The sequence below is a fragment of the Acidovorax sp. ACV01 genome (assembly GCF_014851495.1).
GTDB lineage: Bacteria > Pseudomonadota > Gammaproteobacteria > Burkholderiales > Burkholderiaceae_C > Acidovorax > Acidovorax radicis.
Genome location: NZ_JACUZT010000005.1, coordinates 469,607 through 487,785, shown reverse-complemented (window position 1 = coordinate 487,785; position 18,179 = coordinate 469,607). Strand labels below are relative to the sequence as shown.

Sequence of the window (18,179 nt, the reverse complement as noted above, 5' to 3'; positions counted from 1 at the left end):
CATGTCCATGGTGATCACTCCTCGAACCCCGCTGCTTAAATAAACAGCAGGGTAGGTTGAACACCTGGCTCACTTTTACTTCGGCACTACCTACAAAACTGGCTCAGTTTCCGGTCGGCGCCAACAACCATGGCTGCCTCGGGCAGTTGCGTCCACGCATTTTTTGAGGCGCTGCCTGATCGCCGGGACACAGAAATTGACGGTGATTTAACGGCAAGGCCATCAGTTTTTACGAAGGATTTACACCAAACTTCCTAGACTGGGTGCATGTTCAAAACCTGCCAGTCGAGCCATACAAGCAGGGCTCAGCCTGGCGATAAACATGCTGCAGAAATGCCCGGGTATCAGCCTGCACCGAATCGCGGCGCTCCCTTGTCCCGATGTGGGCACCGATCCCAATCCATTGGTGGAGCTACCGCTTGTCACGTCGTGCGCCAATGCGCAAAGCTTGCGAACCACGCTACACGCTGTGCTTGGCTCGCAACTGCGCGGCTACGGCCTGGCCCTGGATCCAGTTCGCCAACTGGCGACGGTCACCCTGCATCTCCATCTGGGGGATGTCGAGCAGACGATGCGCTGCCTGATGGCCGCATTGCCCACCGCCCAATTTGGCTGCATTGCCAAGATCGCTATGAACGAGGTGCGTCGGTGCCATTGAAACCCTGCTGTCGCGGCAGCGAGCCGGCTATTGGGGCCGGCACCCATGCCTGCCTGCAGAGCGGTCTTGGGACGCTGTGCCATGGATGACTGGCTGCACATACTTTTCGCCCTTCTTGTGCTGGTGGTTCCGATTGCAACGGGATGGCTGGCTTTGAAGTTGTCGGACCGCAGGGGGCGAAAGTCCCGCCGGAGCTTCCGATGAAGCGAGCGATCCAGGGCAGTGAGGTCGAATTGGCCAGCATTGAAGACTTGGCAAAACTGGACAGTCTTGAGCGTTCGACGTTCGAGAGTGATCGAATTTCCCTGCGCAGCTGGCAGCGGATGCTGACCAGTCCATCTGCCCGTGTATTGGTCAACAGGTCCAGGGATGCGTTGGACGGTGCCTGCGTGGTGTTGCGCCGCAAAGGCTCGTCGGTGGCCCGCCTGTACTCCATCGCCGTTGCACCTGCGGCGCGCGGATCGGGCGTCGCGGCGAAATTGTTGGCTGCGGCGCTGAGCGATGCGCGGCGAGCAGGCTGTGCGGTTCTGCGGCTCGAAAGCCGACTGGACAATGCCGCTGCGCACCGCCTCTTCGAGCGTTATGGGTTTTCGCAGTCAGGGCGCAAGGCCGCCTACTATGAAGATGGCGAAGACGCCTTGTGCTTTCAGCGAGATCTGTTCGACGGTTCATTGACACAAGGAGGCGCAGCACACCTTGTGCGCCACTATGCCCAAACGCTCGATTTCACCTGCGGCCCGTGCGCATTGCTGATGGCGATGTCTGCAATGGACCCGTCCACCCCCGTGAACCAGGCCGCAGAAATCCGTCTGTGGCGGGAGGCTACAACCGTCTTCATGGCCGCCGGCCATGGAGGGTGCGGGCCGTTCGGGTTGGCGCGTTCTGCACTGAAGCGCGGCTTTGACGTGTCGGTGTATGCGGCTGCAGGCGCTTCCCTGTTCAGGGACAGCGTGCGCGACCAGCACAAGAAGGACGTCATCCAGTTGGTGGAAAACGACTTCCGGTCCGAGCTGGTGGAACATGAAGTTTCCATCTACGCGCAGCCTGTGTCGCCCGAAAGCCTGATTGATCACTTGCGCGCGGGGCGTCTGCCTATCGTGCTCATCAGCCTATGGCGACTCCACCGCGAGAAAACGCCCCATTGGGTGGTGATTGTTGGCTTCGATGGAGCCGTTTTCCGCATCCTCGACCCTATGGCACGCTCCAGTGAGTCGGATGGCGGTATGTCCATTAGCCTAGGTGAATTCAAGAAGATTGCCAGATATGGGCGCCGAAAGCGCACGGCGGCGGTCGTCATCTCTGGAAAGAAATAAATTGTCCTCAGAACACGTTATCGTTGTAGAAAAGCTTGCCGACTTCCGATGGGAAGATTCGGAACTCAAGGTCATCACCGCAGACCAGTTCGTTGCAGAGGAGCCTGGCGCCCGTGGCCAGCTACGCAAAGTCACGAACCTTTGCCGTACCTATGGTTACCTGAGCATGGGGTACTACTGCTCCCTGCTCGCGGAGGCCCGAGGCGATCGCGTGACCCCGAGCGTGGACACGATACTCAGTCTCCAACGTAAACGCATGCAGCCAGCCGCGCTTGCGCAGCTCAACAGGTTGATTGGACCGTTGAAGGAAATTCCACGGTCGGTGAACACCCTGACCCTACATGTGTTCTTCGGCGTTATAGAGGATCCTGCCTTGGCCGCGCTTGCGCGCAAGAGTTTTGAGCTGTTCCGCTGTCCACTGATGGAGATCACACTGGAGAGGCAGGAGCAGTCCCTTAGCTGGCAGATCGGCGACATGCAGGCTTTGGACCTTCGTGATGTGGACACTGCGCGTGATGAAGTGTTCGTGCAGGCGCTGCGCCACTACACACGGCGCAGCTGGCGCCCTATGATCACCATGCCCTTGCCCAGAATGGATCTGGCCGTCCTGCACGACCCAACCGACCCGCTTCCTCCCTCTAACCTCAAGACGCTTAAAAAGCTGGTTGACATTGGGCTGGGCATGGGCATCGCTGTCGAGCTAATCGAGAAGAAGGACTTCTCGCGGCTGACTCAGTTCGACGCGCTCTTCATCCGTGAGACCACAGCCGTAACGCACCACACGTTCCAGTTTGCGAAGAAGGCCGTTGCCGAAGGCATGCCGGTCATTGACGACCCGGTGTCCATCCTGCGTTGCACCAACAAGGCCTTCCTTGCCGAAATCCTTCGCGAGAACTCCATAGCGACACCCATGACCCAAATGGCCAGTCGACGCACCATCGCCGATATGCACAACCGGCTGACATATCCCTTGGTCGTAAAGGTGCCAGACGGCGCGTTCAGCCGAAACGTCAAGAAAGCAGACAGCTTTGAGCACCTTCAGGACATCGCAAAGGACATGCTCAAGGAATCTGAAATCATTCTCTTGCAGGAGTACATGTACACGGACTTCGACTGGCGCATCGGCGTGCTTGCCGGCCAACCAGTTTTTGCGGCAAAGTACTTCATGTGCGACGGCCACTGGCAGATACTGCAGCACGCCGACAATGGAAAGTACACTGAGGGTCGAGTACAGGCAGTGCCTCTTAATGAGGTACCACCCGAGGTGCTGCATGCCGCTGTCAGCTCGACGCGCTTGGTGGGCAACAGCTTTTACGGCGTGGATCTGAAGTCCACTCCCTCCGGTGTCTTTGTCATCGAGATCAACGACAACCCCAACCTTGACGTTGGTGTGGAAGACGCAGCATTGGGCGACGCGCTCTACGTGATGCTGCTTTCGCACTTTCTGAAGCAGGTAGAACTTCGATTCAACTCAAGTACCTTACGGCCGATCACGCAAGGCGCTCCTTTTCTCGCATTGGCGGCCGGATAGCATTGTCCGGCGCATCGCCCGGTGTGCACGGCCGATTGATTGGCCCGTGCGTCACGTTACTCCGTCAACTTGCTTGTTGAACTGTTGAGTTGCTAGGGGTGACCTCGGTTTCGCTGCAAAACCGAGATCACCCCCAATCGGTACATTACGACGAAATCCGGGATTGATTCGCTTGCTGTGCCGAATGAAATGGCCCCGGGTACCACGCAATGACGGCTGAATGACCTGTCATTCAGCGTACGGGGCTCGCCCCGCAAGCGCTTTACACATAAACGTGATCCAGACGAAAGGCCCGCCCATGTCCGCTGAGTCCCATCCCGCCTGCGTGCGGGAGTATCGCCAGGTCTTGTTGTGGCCACTGCGCCTGATGCCGGTGCGGGGTTCCGAAGGTCGGCACGCCAAGCCCTGGCAGTTGCTGGCGGACATGGGCGAGGCCTCCCCGTGGCGCGAGGTGGTGGATGAATTCACGGGCGACAGCGGCCGTTTTCACGAACGCCACTACAACGAGTTCGTGACTTTTTTGCCCTATGTGCAGCGATTCCTGTACGGCGAAGGGCGCAGCCAGAAAGGCAGTAGCGCCACGGGCTCGCCGATGCGGGTGTTCCGGCGCAGCGATGTCAGCGCTGTGCGCGCGGTGTTGCGCCCCGGTGGGGCACCGATCACGCTGAACATCGTCCATGTGGACCTTTACTTTTTCCTCGATCTGGACCTGGTGCTGCTCAATGTCGAGGTCAGCGCCCGCGACCTGACGCTGGACCAGACGCAGGAGCTGCTGTACCGCTTTGGCCGTGGCTACCCTGCCAGCTGGGATGCCAATGGCCATGCCCAGCACTGCCTATTCAGCGCAGAGTGGCTGGACGCAGCCGGGCAGGTGCTGGCCCAGTCTGATGCCAACCAGCGCGACCTTTTCATGGCCCATGTCAGCAGCCACCGCGCCCCGCGCATCGCGGCCCACTGGGCCTGGCTGCTGGAGCCTCTGGTGAGTGACCATTCCGAGCGCAGCGGCCCCTTGCGCTACCGCCAGATCGAGTACTACCGCATGCCGCAACTGGCGTTTTTGGCGCTGGACAACCCTCGCGCGCTCAGCCGCAGTGACTTCATCCGCCTGGGCCTGGTGACCGGGGCGGCCCCCTCCAGCGACGACACCAGCCTGCCTTATGGCGAAGATCACCTGGCCGACTTCGAAAAGCGGTTTTGCTACGACCGCTTCTGGAGCCACAGCGGTGCCGCCCCCAACACGCGCTATCTGTGCAGCGGCCATTCACTGCTGGTGCTGGGCGATGCCAACAGCTCCTTTTATGTCTGCCGCGACCGGGGAGTGCTGGCGCAGTTCCGGCACCAGCATTTTTTGCTGTTCCTGATTGCGCATTTCCAGAAAGCGGCGCTGCTCATGTTCTCGGACCGGCTGGCCGAGGCCCTGAAAGACCTGGACATTGCCGACGCCGCCAGCGTGCGCCGCTTCAAGCGCACCATCCGCGACAGCTTTGCCGGTTTTCTGCGCTTCACGCACCGGTACTGGTTTCACGAGGTGTCCGAGCAAGCCCAGGTGCGCGCCCTGTTCCGCATGTGCGCTAACCACCTCGGGCTGGACCCGCTGTACACGGAGGTCAAGGAGCGCATTGGCGAAATGAACCAGTACCTGGACGCCGACAGCCTGCGCCGCCAGGCCAATACCGTCGTGCGGCTGACGGTGGTGACCATCTTCGGCCTGATCGGCACTGTGACCACGGGCTTCCTGGGCATGAACCTGCTGGCCGAGGCCGACGCCCCCCTGGGCCGCAAGCTGGGGATCTTCGCGCTCGTTTTTGTGTTGACCACCTCGCTGACCATCTACACCATGGTCAAGTCCAAACGCTTGTCAGACTTTTTGGATGTGCTCTCGGATGAGCGCGCAAGTGGCTGGCAGAAGTTAAAGGCGCTAGGGCTCGTATGGCGGCGCACGGGGGATTGAGGAATACGAACAATGCCCATACCAAGATGATGTTCATTCCGCTGCGAAACCAACATCACCCCAGTCCCAGCAAGGTGGCTACGGCGAGAATTCCACCCAGAAATCTAGGGGCCGATCTCTCTGTGCGCGGTGAACAGTAGCGCCAAAGTCCAAGCCAGCGCTAACGCGGGCCAGCAAAAAGGTCGATTTGATTGGCTCTAGGTCGGTAACGACCCAAGCATGGTGGAGCACCTCGACGCAGTTTGACCTCTCACAGCAAATACCGGCTGACAAGTGCACGGTTGGTTAGCTGGGGAAGCTGAAGTGCCGTGAAGCGGCCATTGTTGAACTTCGGTTCTCAGCCTATGGTACCCATTCGCGAAAGCGCGGCGTACGACGGCAACCAGCCTGAAGCTGCCACGGCAGACGTCGGTTCTGCAGCGATTGCAGACCTTCAGGCCATGCTTGTGGGAGGCCGCTGCCGCCAGAAGCAGACATTCGCTATTCTTCTGAGCTATAAGAGCCAGACCCGGGACGAGGGCGTAAAGATGCTCGAGCGTTAGCGAAACTTGAGCGCTGAGCATGACCGGAACCCAGGCGAAACGGCCCAGCAGAAAAACAGGCGGGCGCACAGCTGTGTTCCCGACGGAGACTGTGCTGCCGCTGGAGGCGGAGGAGTATGCGGTCACGCAGGAGGGTGAGATCTGGCGGGTGACGGCTTCGCAGATGGCAGCGGCATCAGCCGCATCGTTCTTGCCGCGTTTGCATGAGAGGCGGTAGGGGACGACGAACTTGGGCGCCATCAGGCGCACGGTGTGGCCGAACCTCTGGAATTCGCGAGCCCAGTGGTGGACGCCAGAGCCCGCTTCCATGCCAATGAGACATTGTGGCAGCGCGGCGATGAGTTCGAGCAGCTTGGCACGCGGCACACTGGGACGCAAAAGTACCGGCTTGCCTGTGGCACCAACGCCGTGCATAGCAAAGACATTCTTGCCAGATTGATTCCGATGGTGACAATGGCAATCATGGACTTCCCCTTCCGATAAACGAGTGAGTTGATGAGAGATCGAATTTCCCATCGTGGCACCTGGATGCCGTACTCCGCAGTTGTGCGGTTCATTCGGGACGTGGAAGTCCTTTTCATTCGTTAGGCGTAACAAGAACCACTCTCCCAGGGGGATCGTATGGAAACCACACCGGCAGCGCCTGCAAAGCAGATCGATCTCGGCCCGTTCCAGAGCGGTGCCGACGCTTTCAAAATTGGCGCAAGTTACGTTTTCGGACTCGTATCGATCGGGTATTGCCTCTATGCCGCGGCGACAGAGGGAAATGCCCACTATTTGCAGATCCTCATCTGCATCTTTGGGGGCACTTTAGGTTGGATCCTGGGGCTGTATCTCACGCCAGACAGTGAATCCGAAAAAAAGAGATTTGGGGATGCTGTGAAACTAGTTGCAGCGCTCGTGACCGGCTTCGGGCTAGGTAAAGTCGAACAACTGCTTGAGTGGTTGAAACCCTACTTTACCAACGGCCCGCAGGATCTCACTTCGCTACGCACTCTACTGTTCTTCTGCTGTCTGCTCATTGGCGGCCTCTTCACTTATATTAGTCGACTCCACATTCGCGATGAAGCTGAGAAGCAGAAGCAACAACGTGAAAAATTACTACTCCAGGCACGAGAAACTCTGGAGAAGCTCGTGCAAATCAACTAGAACGCGAGGTGCTGATTTGGGTCCGACGCGCTTGCCCAGCTTGATATAGAGCTCATCAGCTCGGATTCGAGCCACGTGGGAATACATGAACTACCTCCTGGTAGTCCAATTTTTTGTCCGCATCCCCTCCTCGGGGTCACTTCTGCGGGGAAATCAACAACCCAGTGCGGCCAAATGACGCGGAGCTACTTCAACCTGTTGCTCAAGGAGTGGGCCGCTCTATAGTGCCTCAGTGCCGAGCGCCGCAATATCCACAATCAGATTTTCTCAGTCGCAATTGGTCTTTGACTGAACAACTGCGGGACTGTTTCTTTCCCCATGGCTTTTGTCAAACCAAGCTCCCCAAATTGCAAAAACAACTACCAGCATAGAAAATAAATGAAATAAGCGAACCCGCCGGACCTTCACTGCTTTGACAGAGAGTTGCTGGCCTATTGGCCCCGCCTTACCTGCCGCCTCTTGTACGGCTTTTGCGAATCGATTTAACTCTTTTTGCGATAAGGCCACCACATAGTGGCTAGAGAGTGCAAAAAATACATAGCTCATCGATATCAGTACATAGGTCCACACGGACCAATGTGCCTTTTCGCTTCCTACTGTATAGCCCAAGACCGCAATAGAGACAACCTGAAAGTACGCCCATAGCTTGTGCAAGCTATCGCTTTGTTTTTGGTAGATATCGAACGCTTCTTTAAGCGATACATCGCTAGTACGATTTGACGATTCAGACATCAAATTCTCCTTTGGTTTTTGCCTATGCCTTCAAAGAATATGATTTTGAAAGAGTCAGATGTTTGGTAGGGTGCCTTCAGGATCTATGGAACTTCGGGGTGCGTTTCTCAGCATTCAATAGTCCAAATCTTCGACTCTCACAGGGAGGTTCACCACATCTACGCCAGTTATCAAGGACAACGTTTCTTCAATCACGTCGATATCGTTGTCAAATCCGCCATGCGTACCGGCAATGGTCTTGGCATCATCCACGTCTGTACCCGAGACGGCAACACGATGACCTGAAGCCTCTTTCAAAGGTGATCGCCCGAACGGTAATGACTGCAGAGATTTGACCCAACTACGCCATTCCTTCACTTGGGGATAGAAGTCTTCGCACCACAGGTCATCCTGCTCCTTGGCCTTGGGGTCCAGACAGTGCGCGAATCCAGCCAGCGGCGTTTTTCGCTTCTCCTCGAAGCCGCGACTTACCAGCCACAACAAGGACTTGCCATAAGCTAACGGGGGCTTGAGCCCCGTGTAGTCCTTAACCTCAGCCCTTGCAGACAGCAAGCGCAAGGCCGTCCGCCCGGCGGGTGCGGAGGGCTTGAAGTGACTCAACGCAAATTCCAAAGAGCACGCAGGTGCGAACAAACTCAGGCTGCTGGCTTGCTGGCCCAGAGCCAGCATATGCCCTGCAACAAACGAACCTGCGGAATGGGCAACGTAGTGGGTCTCAAAGGACAACTTTTCTCCGAGTTCGGCCAGGCTGCTCCGTAAAAGTCCCAAGGCGCGCCGGCTGTCCATGGCGGCCTGCGCGTTCTGTTTCATCTGCCGCCACATGAATTGGAATGGGCCGTGCGCCGCCGCTTCCAGCAGCCGATCACGAGCCTCAGCAACAACACCGGCTGCGTAGATCTGTGACGGATCAAGAGGGAGCTGATCAGTTGCGGCCTGACCAAGTACCTCGAGAAAGCCTGTCTTCCAGATGTAGAAGAGTGGATAGACCCCGTTTTCCTTGAAGTACGGTCCCAGGATTCTGGCGCGCTCAAGGGCAGAGACCTCGCTGTTGAGGCCACCGTGGGCATAGATCACCAGCTTTGGCATCTGTCCAGGGTTGCTTTTCGTCCAGTGCTTGGCCCATTCGTGGAAAAGCCCAACTGCGTGCGCTACGCTGATCCTAGGCTCTGCATGATCGGGCCGGGAAATGACCACCTCGCCATCGTTGCCCGCGACGATACTGTGCTCCAGAGCATCGGCAGATGACCAGGGCTTTGCCTTTGGGTTTCTGGGCTTTGCCTTCAGGAGCCGGTCTCCGCTGAGAAGCGAAGCATTATTGACGGTGCGCGCGGCATTGCCACAGGGGAGCACCCTTGATGTCAGACTCTGTGGCACGCCCAATGCACAGACCCACGCATCGGTGCCGTTGGTCATCCAGTCGTCGTAGGCAAGAACAGCAAAGCCGTTGTGTCCCCATGATTTGCCCCATGAGTTCTGAACGACAAATCCGTGTTCGTTGAAGCCAACCAGAGCAAACGCATGGCCCCCATCGGGATCCTCCTGCGGGTCAAAGGGAATCCTCGGCAAGCGCTTGTGGGTAACGGTCTTGCTCTTGACCTGCTTCACACGACTCCATCCTCCATGTACGGAGCACGACACATAAATGGCGCCCACATCATAGATAGCGGCCTGCAGGTCGGTTACCGAGTTCTTGTCGATGCGGTAGTACACCCCCACGGGTCTCTGTGCAGCGTCTTGAGGCCAGCGCTGGTCTGGTATGTAGTCTTGAAAGCCCAGTCCTGCCTTCTTCGAGTGCTTTCGCAGAGCCCGGCTGGCTCCGCGAGATGTGTTGTCTATCACGGATACGGGGTAGATCGTCTGCGCCCACAAGCTTTGCTCGCAAACACCATGCTTGTGCCACCCCTTCATCGCTCCACGGCAGCTTGAGCCATCGTAATCCTGCCCAGGCCATTCATCATAGAAGCGGGCTAGGTCATACAGCATGTAAGGGCTGACGCTCTTAAACGCCCCTTTGCCGCCTTCATCGTAACTTCGTGTCCACTGCAGGTAATTGACCACCGCAGCGAGGCCGAAGCCAGTGCAAGCGCCTTCCTGTCCTTGATCAAGGATGAGTCCAGCGTTGGAGTAGGCTGGAAACAATCGCTCGACATCTTTCTCGAGCGGCCACTGGCTTGGCAGCGACAGGGTTGGTGGCTGGTAAGCACGATCTCTGAGGTCCAGCCTGTCTGGCCGGGCGTCCAGCGCATACGTTGTGCCCCCTACCGAGATCTTGTATTTGTCCTTCGCCATAAAACCTCCCCACAGAGTTTTCGTGGTTCTAGCATCTAGGTATCGACGAGAGCAAGCCAAAAATGGCAGGCCCAGTGGCATGTCGGCTAGGCATGTGTGATGTACCTATCGAAAAGCGAGCGCGGCGAAGCGCACGCGAATCGGCGAAGCGGGCTGTTTGTCCGCCGCTCAAACCTGAGCAAGTACCTGAGTGCTATGGGCCAGAAGCTGTTATATCTCCGTATTGCTAATCGTGGCCTGTACAAGGGCACCGGCTCAGATGGTTCTCAGATTGACTTGCTGACTTGACTGCTCTATCAAGCGGCAGGCGCCTCTGTAGTCCAGAAACAGGGCGCTCGCCCTTTCAACTGTTGACAAAGGGAATGCAGGGCGCGCATGCACCTGCCCTCGACCTGCCAGCCCCCAATGCCACGACGCGGCGACAGCAGTCATTAAACCGCCGCAACTGATTGGCAGCAGCCAGCCTTAAGCTACCACGCCGGACGCCGGTTTTGCCGCGTCAACTGTCTGGATGCATTTCAGTTCTCCCTTTAACAAGGCCTTCATCGAATCTGATTTGCTTTCAGCGAGCGCGCCGCCGCGGCCCTCTCTTGGGCAGCGGTGGGTGCCTGCACAACTTTCAGCGGAACAGCGCCGACCGGCAGCGCACGCTCAATAGCTAAATCACCTGCGTCCTGCCGAAGATGTTCTTGTAGGCGACTGAAGTCACCGCACCAAGCGGTCTCAGCGGCTAAGTTCGCAGTAGCCGCCAGCCCGGAAGAAAAGGCAACCGCACGAACCTGGAGGCGTTGGGCGTTCGGCGCGCTGGCGATCTCTAGCCCGTGCGTGTCTGCATCGGCCCTTCGAAGGACAACGCGACCCTCATCGACCCATGCGGTCGCCATGTTGTCGTTGACTTGATATCCCAGCGTTGCCAAGCCTGCAAGGATGGCCTCCCGCCTAGCCATAGCTGCCCGGGCAGCCCGAGCCAGACCGACGGCTTGAGTCGCGTCTGCCGTGACCTTTGTCAGTCTCATCTCATCTGGGTCGGCTATCGCTGCCTCCAGTGCCTTGTGCAAGGATGACAGCTCCGTAAGGGGCCCGAGCACCTCAATCTCTGCCAACGCAGCTTGGGCTGCCTCGACCAGTCCGGACAGCCGTCTCAGCCCGTCAACAGCTGCAGCGATTTCGATGACCAAGGCATCAAGCTTCATGTTGCGCACCGGTCCGTCGGCCTCCAGCTCTAGGGCGTCCAGGCGCTGGCTGAAAGCAACCGTGGCTTCAGAGCTTTTAAGCACATCGATCTGCGCCAGTCGATGCTGAAGATCGACAATTCGCTTGTCTTGAGCAGCCAGCGACTGCCAGCCGGTGCCACCAATGCCAGGGTCCGGCGTAGCCTGGAGCGACCTGGCAAGGGCCTGATGCTCTTCTGAAAGGTGTGCCGCAGGCGCAGCCCGGGACAGAGCCAACATAGCCTTCGCGAGCACGGACTCTGCAGTGATAGTCGCCTTAGATTGACTAGCGATTTGCCTCAGGCCAGCCGCCAACTCTGCGTGTGCCTCCGGTGCACGCCGCTCGAGCTCTTTAATAAGAGTTGTGGCAGCGTGTCGTTGGCTGTTCAGTTGGCGTCGAGCTACTGCGGCAGCGCTCGCAGCGCGCTCGATGGCTTCGCTTCTCTTGGACGAGATAAAGCCTATCTCTTGACGGATCTGGGCTTCAGCTTGGTCGAAGTTGTCCGTCCGTACCAGCTCGAGAAGCGCATCACGTCGGACGGTAGACCTTGCCAGTTCCTCGCCCTCGGAGTCGTCCAGCCGGGTCGCGTCTGCCTTCAACGCGCGGATTGCCGCGTCCAACCGTGCGAGCAGCCCTTCGCAAATCTCGATGCGCTCCTCGCGGGTTACCACTCGCACTACCTTAGGGCCGCTCATGCAGCCTCCTGGCATTCGAGCGCAGAGGCAATTGCATCACGGAGGCGGTCGCGTTCCTCCTCCGGCGCGTGGTACCAAGCATGTGATGACACTCGGTGAATCTTGGGCACCGCACGGCGAAGGACGCTGGGCCGCCAGACCTCACGTGCTCGTGCACTAGCAAGAAGTTCATGTCTGGGGGCATCGCATTCGATGCCCACGGCAAAAAGCCCGGTCTTCGGGTCTTCGATGGCAAAGTCCAGTCTAAAGGCGTCGTCGTCAGGGGATTTCACGACTTTCCATCCGAGCGATGCCACGAAGTCCGCTACCGACTCACTGAATCCGTCGTCTGCGGCCTGCGATTGCGTCGCCGCCTTTCCATCGCGGCGCACCGTCATCCGGCGTAGCAGCGACCTTGAGTTTGCAAACTCGGCGCTGGAGACACTGCGGGCGTACTCAAGGTATCCCTGCAGAAAATCTCGCGGGGTGGAGGGCGGCCGGTGGGTGCTAAGCACGTCTGAGACCTCGTTAATTGGCATCGATGTGACCAGGACTATCTTCTGCCGGGCGCGAGTTACTGCGACGTTGAGCCGACGCTCGCCGCCCTTCTGGCCAAGGACCCCGAAACCGCGACGGAAGATACCCTGGCCATTCCGGCCGAACGTGGTAGAGAAGATGATGACGTCGCGCTCGTCGCCCTGCACGTTCTCGACGTTCTTGACGAAAACGCCCATGTCCTCGCCGCTCTCCACGCGCTCACTCTCCTGACGATAGGCTTCCCGAAAGTTCGCGTCTTGTTCAGCGCGTTGTTCCAGGCGGTCCTCAACCAGGTCAGCTTGCTTGCGGTTGAAGGTGACGACGCCGACCGACGGTCGCTGGGTTGGCGGGAGCTTCCACATCTCGGCCAGAACTTCGACAACACGATCGGCTTCGCCGGGATTCGTCTGGTCCACGTAGGTCGAGTTCAGCTGGATCACCTCAATGGGTCTAGCTTGGCGAACTGTGGCCTCTGGGTGCCTGACGGGCACGCTAAGGTTGTTTCCATAGAAACATGCGTTTGAGTAGCCAATGAGCTCGCGGAATGCCGATCGGTAGTGGATTTGGAGCGTCGAATTGGGCAGGTTGGTTCGGGAGAGCTGCAGCAGATCCGGGCAGTCCTTGATTTCCCGGCGGTTCCAGGTCTCTTCGAAGGCGTCTCGCTCCTCTTCGGAGGCATCTTCGTCCGGCATCTCACCATCGAAAGCCTCGGCTTCGTCGCTCTCAACCTTGCTTGAGAAGAACGATGTCGGCGGCATCTGTTTCTCGTCGCCGCTGACGATGCTCACCGCGCCGCGGAACAGAGTCGGCAGGGCGTGCTCCACCGGCATCTGCGATGCCTCGTCGTAGATCACTGAATCGAAAAGCGCAGCCTTGAGCGGCAGCACACGGCTCGCTACATCCGGGTTCATCAGCCAAATCGGCCGCAGCTGCATGAGGCCAAGCGGCGTGCCGAGTTCAATGAACTCCCGCAAGCGCCTGGCTCGTTGACCTGTAAGCCTGGTGATGTCCTCCCAATCTGATGTCCGGCGAATTGCGGACAGGTCGAAATCGTCCTTGAGCAGTTGCCGATTCAGCGCCCGCATCTCCATGTCGAGTTCAGCCAAGCTTGTAACCTTGGTGGCAATCTCCGCGTGTTCGAGGTGCAAGTCTGGCTCCGCATCTTCCATGCGGCGCTTCCAACCAAGTCGCGCCTCTCGATTTATAAGCCGACGGACTTCCTGCTCAAGCAGGCCAACGTCGATTTGTTTCAGTTGGGCTTCCTTGGTCCGAAGAAGTGCAAACGTATCCAGCGCCTCTTTGCTAACCCTCTGTGCCCGTCCCCTGAAGTGCTGGTACGGCGCAAGAGATGGCAGCGCCTGGATGATCGGTTCCAGCCGCGCCTGGTTCGGTTCGTTGCGGGCGATTGCCTGCCCGCATTCATTGACCCACCCCTCCACCATCCAGCTCCCTAGGGCGCGAAGCGCGTGTGCACTAGACGTGCGCACTTCATACCGCGCAAACGCGTCATCGAAAGTGGCAAACATCTTGACCATGGCTTCGCGCGTGCCCTGCGCCGCCGCGAAGTCCAGCTTGTCTGCCCAGGGCGCGAGAGCTAATCGAGAAGCAAGTTCGGCGATGCCGCAAACGACCTCTAGAGAAGCTCGTGAATCTGGAAGAAGCATGGGCCCAGAATCTGGTGCGACAGCAGGTAGATGAAGCTCCTGATGCAGCTTGCTTAGCGCCAGCCGCAGCGGGCGCAACTGCTGTTCGAGCGTCGCCGCTTGCACAAGTGCTTCAATTCGGGCGTCGGTTGCCGAATCCCCGCTACTCTTCAAGTACTTCAGCAGGGCCTTCTTGCGTAGATGTTTGCTGATGTTCAGCGCTTGCCACCATGCCGCTGGCGTTGTCGCCTCAACACCATGAGCGATGTATGTGGCGAGCGCTTGGTCCTGCGATCCAGCTAGCAGCGGCGACAGCAGCTTGTCGTGATGAAGATGCGGGCAGTCGGTTAGCCTAGCCACGATGTTCCTGAGTTCCGATATGAGGATCTGACCGCGGGAGCCGCTGGCCGGACGGAACAACGGTAGCCATTTGGCCAAAAGCGAGCGGTGCAAGTCGCGCAAGTCCAGGAATTGCTGCGCGTAGGCAGCAATCCAAGTCCTGTGTGGGGTCGGGTCTTCCACCTCGAATGCGCACGGTCGCGCTAACAACACCTCTGTACGCAACTGCTCGGCCTGAACAAAGGCGTCAAAAGCGGCCTTGAAGTCCGCCTGTGTTGCGCGGTCAGCGGAGAACGGTTGAAGACTGGTAAGGGCGCTTCCTTCGAAGCGCGCGGGTAGCCAATGTCTCGCCAGGGGAGAGACTTCTTCCTCTAACGAGGCCAGAGAGCCGGTGTCCATCTTCTGCAGCGGGTTGCGCAGAGCAGGAAGATCGATGGGAGGCTCTGGCGTTTCGAGCGCAATAAGCTCCCCGAGGAGTGTGCGGTAGCTGAGGCCCGTCCGCTCATCGACGCGGTGCAGCGCCGCGTGGTGGCGGTCTAACTCGCCTTCCAACGCTTCGATTCGCGCAGCTGTGTTCTCACGTTTCCTGCGTACCGCAACGAGCGGATCCGTTGCTCGGCGGTGCAGAGCTTCGAGTTGCTCGCGGACAGCTTTGATGATGGCGGTCCGGTCCTTGTTGACGTCGTTGACCATAATGATGCGGTCGCCAAGGCCTTCGGCCACGAGACGCTTTTGAACGACCTCAAGGGCGGCATGCTTCTGACAAACAACCAGCAGGCTCTTGCGGCGTCCGATTGCGTCGCCAACGATGTTGACGATGGTCTGGCTCTTGCCGGTCCCGGGAGGCCCTTCGATTAGCAAGCCTGGCCCATGGCGGGCTTGCAGCACCGCTGACTCTTGAGACGGGTCGCTCGATACTGTGAAATAGCGGTCAAGCTCCTTGTGATGGCTGCGATGCGGAACCTGCTGCTGTGCTTGGGGCTTACCGATGGTCCCCAAGCGAAGCGCAGTTTCCAAACCTGTCCCAGCGGGAGAGTGCTGCTTCAATTTCCGCAGCTCCTCGCCGATCGACTGACCCGTAAAGGTTACGTGGAACAGAACTGCCGCGCACTCCAGAGCGTCGGACCTGAGAGGTAGGGTTGTGGAGGGGCCTGGCAGCGCGCGGATGACCCGGGATCTGGCATCGCTCAACACACCAAATGCGTCCATGACGTCCGATGCCCTGAGTGAGGAGCGGCTTAGAAGCTCGTCAGCGGTTTGCCGCCAGAGCTTGGCTGCCTCCGGACCCAGCAGCAATTCGATAGCAGGGTTGAGGCGGACTTCTTCGCGGTCGCCATCAAAAGCGATAGATGCAGCGCCTCGATGACCAACCTCTTGTGTGAGCTGCACTGGCCAGAGCAGAACGGGGGCAATTCGGGTCTTGGTGGAGGCCTTGGCGTCACGAGCCAGTAGAAATGGGAAACCCATGTAGAGGCCATCAATGCCCGTGTCCCTGCGGTAAAGCGTGGTGTGCCTCGCCAAGCTCTGCAGCCGGTACTCCGCCGTGCCTTCGTTCAGGAACGCGGCTGGGTCCCAAGCGACGGACTGCTGGTTTCGCTGCAGGATGTGGTCAAGTACCGCTGCAGCCGTGACGCGGTCAGTCCCAAGTTCGTGAAGGTCGACACGGGCCGTGTGTTTGCCAATTACCATCCGCACCAGCGGCCCCCGAAGCACCGCGCCAGCTACCCGTTTCTCGAAGAAGTCGAGGATCTGCGAGATGTACTGCTGCTTCTGAGGTTCAACCCACTCAGAGGCCGGGACAGACAGCAGGACCATGGCTCGGGCCAATGGAACTCGCTTGTCGAGTCGGAACTCGTCGACCCACTCGTTGAGTTCTGGATAAGGACAGGTGGAGAAGCCACCGGTTCTCTCGTTTACGCGCTGGATGATTTCCAGCCTTGGCATAGATGCAAGCTCTCGAGCCGCTTCAGGATCGAACGTTCGAATACCCGCACGGCTTGCCAGCTTTGCCGCCTCAGCAGCAACCGCATCCAACGAGGTCATCGAGTCGAGCGTGGCGGAAAGAAGGACGATGAGATCCTCCTCTCCAATGATCGACTTTTCGGCGATGCTCTGAAGACCCCCATGGGACGTATCCGGGAATAGGCGGCGACGCTCTTCCCAAGCCGCAGTGAGCCGCGCCTTTGACGTTGTAAGAACGTAGATCCTGAGGTGGTCCTCGTTGACTTCAATAGAAAGGTTCTTAGCCCTGCGGCGTACGGCTTCGTCTCGATTCTTAAGTTGAAGAATCCAACTTTCTGTATCTAGTCGCTCTAGCAGGGCCGGCACACCACCGCTGATGAGTTCATACCCTTCAAGCGGGTGGTCAAGCAGCCACCTTGGGGTGACGATGTCTCCGCGGAAAATAAGCGGCATCTCCGCGTTAAGTACCTTCAACGCAAGCATCAGCTTGAAATCGTCGTCGATGCCGTCACTCTGCGCTATCTGTCGCAGTGCGGCGAGTTGACGAGGTGCGACTTCAGCGTCTTGAGCACTTGTCGCAATGGCTCCGCGCATGAGCAGGTCGCGCGCTTGATCCCAGTTGCCCGCCTCAGCTGCCGCAAGCGCGAACTGACGTGGCACGCGGTACTTCCGACCTGAGAGCTCTAGCGAGGCTGCATGTCCTTGTGCTTCCTCTGAGCTGACTCGCGGAGGAGCCTCAACATCCTTGCCATCAAGCCACGCTTTGACCTGATCCCACTGCCAGCGGTGAAGCCTGTCTCGGGCCAGCAGACCTCGGAATAGCACGTCGAGCTCCGGGGGCAGGTTATTCGGTAGCTGCACACCATTCGCGAGTACATGAATCAAGTACGCATGCTCATTGACCCCCTCGAAACACGCACCTTGGGTGACCTGCTCAAGCAGAACCATCCCGAGGCTCCACCAGTCGGAGGCTGCAGCTACGCCGCCGGCGACCGCCTCTGGCGCCATATAGCGGGTTACCTCTAGCGGTGAGACGATGTCGAGGTCGAACTCTGAGAGTCGAGCCGAGCCGAAGCCGCTGATGACCAGATCCAATGGTTCTCGAGCCCGGACGAGCAGTGTGGCAGGGCGGACATCTCGGTGCCTCAGGCCGACCTCTGAGAAGGCGTGCAGTGCTTTACCGAGTTCTTCGACAATGCGACGAATGCTTGGCACGTCGGTGACAACGATGCCTAAGTCCTTCAGGGTGCCGGCAGTCAGATGTTCAGAAACTTCGTAGGCGCGCTCGTCCCAGCGGCCGGTGGCCAAAAGGTGCGGCACGTGGTCGTGAGAGAGCCTGCGTAGAACCTCATAGATGGCGGGATCGGGCTCTGCTCCATGGTGATAGAGGGTGAGAACGCCGGTCTGACCGGTGCCCTCATGGGTCGCGATGTATCGATCCCGTATGCGCGGTGTTGAGCTGAGCTCCCGAATCAGCCGCCAGCCGTTAATCGCATCCTGGATTGCATCAGAGGATGTCGGCTCTTGGGAAGTTGTCGTTGCAACTGCGACTGAAGCCTCTGAGAGGATGGCGCGGTCCGCACCGCAGGTCATGCAGATGAAATCGTCGGCAGCCATTGCATGGCCTGCCGTGCAAAGTGAGTCGAG

Annotated in this window: 9 protein-coding genes and 1 pseudogene; 5 read left to right on the top strand and 5 right to left on the bottom strand. The window is 58.7% G+C overall.

The annotated features are described in order from the left end of the window. Window positions 1-322: 322 nt before the first annotated feature. From IB243_RS17270 to IB243_RS17255, 4 genes are all read left to right on the top strand, one after another. The gene (locus IB243_RS17270; RefSeq protein WP_192428455.1) at window positions 323-658 is read left to right on the top strand and encodes a hypothetical protein; all 336 of its coding nucleotides are present in this window, start codon (window positions 323-325) and stop codon (window positions 656-658) included. 200 nt (window positions 659-858) lie between these two features. Next, on the top strand, window positions 859-1,971 hold the full coding sequence (locus IB243_RS17265) for a GNAT family N-acetyltransferase/peptidase C39 family protein (protein ID WP_192428454.1): 1,113 nt from the start codon (window positions 859-861) through the stop codon (window positions 1,969-1,971). Window position 1,972: 1 nt separating this feature from the next. Beyond that, on the top strand, window positions 1,973-3,502 hold the full coding sequence (locus tag IB243_RS17260) for a RimK family protein (RefSeq protein ID WP_192428482.1): 1,530 nt from the start codon (window positions 1,973-1,975) through the stop codon (window positions 3,500-3,502). Window positions 3,503-3,800: 298 nt separating this feature from the next. Next, window positions 3,801-5,453 carry a hypothetical protein gene (locus IB243_RS17255; RefSeq protein ID WP_192428453.1) on the top strand — a complete coding sequence of 551 codons (1,653 nt, stop codon included), beginning with the start codon at window positions 3,801-3,803 and terminating at the stop codon, window positions 5,451-5,453. A 686-nt stretch (window positions 5,454-6,139) separates the two neighbouring features. Here IB243_RS17255 and IB243_RS17250 read toward each other — a convergent pair. After that, window positions 6,140-6,456 (bottom strand): annotated as a pseudogene (locus IB243_RS17250) (IS110 family transposase); the annotation flags it as partial. Between the two features lie 160 nt (window positions 6,457-6,616). Between IB243_RS17250 and IB243_RS17245 the strand changes: the two are divergent. Next, window positions 6,617-7,144 carry a hypothetical protein gene (locus IB243_RS17245; RefSeq protein ID WP_192428452.1) on the top strand — a complete coding sequence of 176 codons (528 nt, stop codon included), beginning with the start codon at window positions 6,617-6,619 and terminating at the stop codon, window positions 7,142-7,144. A gap of 267 nt (window positions 7,145-7,411) precedes the next feature. Here the strand turns inward: IB243_RS17245 and IB243_RS17240 are convergent, their stop codons facing one another. The 4 genes from IB243_RS17240 to IB243_RS17225 form a co-directional block, all read right to left on the bottom strand. Beyond that, window positions 7,412-7,876: a hypothetical protein gene (locus IB243_RS17240; protein ID WP_192428451.1), complete on the bottom strand. Its 465-nt coding sequence runs from the start codon at window positions 7,874-7,876 to the stop codon at window positions 7,412-7,414. A gap of 114 nt (window positions 7,877-7,990) precedes the next feature. Next, on the bottom strand, window positions 7,991-10,165 hold the full coding sequence (locus IB243_RS17235) for a C1 family peptidase (protein ID WP_192428450.1): 2,175 nt from the start codon (window positions 10,163-10,165) through the stop codon (window positions 7,991-7,993). Window positions 10,166-10,707: 542 nt separating this feature from the next. Next, entirely contained in the window at window positions 10,708-12,072 is a 1,365-nt protein-coding gene (locus IB243_RS17230; protein ID WP_192428449.1) for a hypothetical protein, read from the bottom strand. Beyond that, window positions 12,069-18,149, bottom strand: coding sequence for an AAA domain-containing protein (locus IB243_RS17225; protein ID WP_225584998.1), 6,081 nt, complete (start codon window positions 18,147-18,149; stop codon window positions 12,069-12,071). The genes IB243_RS17230 and IB243_RS17225 overlap by 4 nt, the downstream gene beginning before the upstream one ends. Between the last annotated feature and the right edge of the window lie 30 nt (window positions 18,150-18,179).

What these genes read in the sequence shown, in the direction of transcription:
- IB243_RS17270 (WP_192428455.1), top strand. Translation starts at nt 323, where the DNA reads ATGCTGCAGAAATGCCCGGGTATCAGCCTGCACCGAATCGCGGCGCTC.
- IB243_RS17265 (WP_192428454.1), top strand. Translation starts at nt 859, where the DNA reads ATGAAGCGAGCGATCCAGGGCAGTGAGGTCGAATTGGCCAGCATTGAA.
- IB243_RS17255 (WP_192428453.1), top strand. Translation starts at nt 3,801, where the DNA reads ATGTCCGCTGAGTCCCATCCCGCCTGCGTGCGGGAGTATCGCCAGGTC.
- IB243_RS17245 (WP_192428452.1), top strand. Translation starts at nt 6,617, where the DNA reads ATGGAAACCACACCGGCAGCGCCTGCAAAGCAGATCGATCTCGGCCCG.
- IB243_RS17240 (WP_192428451.1), bottom strand. Translation starts at nt 7,876, where the DNA reads ATGTCTGAATCGTCAAATCGTACTAGCGATGTATCGCTTAAAGAAGCG.
- IB243_RS17235 (WP_192428450.1), bottom strand. Translation starts at nt 10,165, where the DNA reads ATGGCGAAGGACAAATACAAGATCTCGGTAGGGGGCACAACGTATGCG.
- IB243_RS17230 (WP_192428449.1), bottom strand. Translation starts at nt 12,072, where the DNA reads ATGAGCGGCCCTAAGGTAGTGCGAGTGGTAACCCGCGAGGAGCGCATC.
- IB243_RS17225 (WP_225584998.1), bottom strand. Translation starts at nt 18,149, where the DNA reads ATGGCTGCCGACGATTTCATCTGCATGACCTGCGGTGCGGACCGCGCC.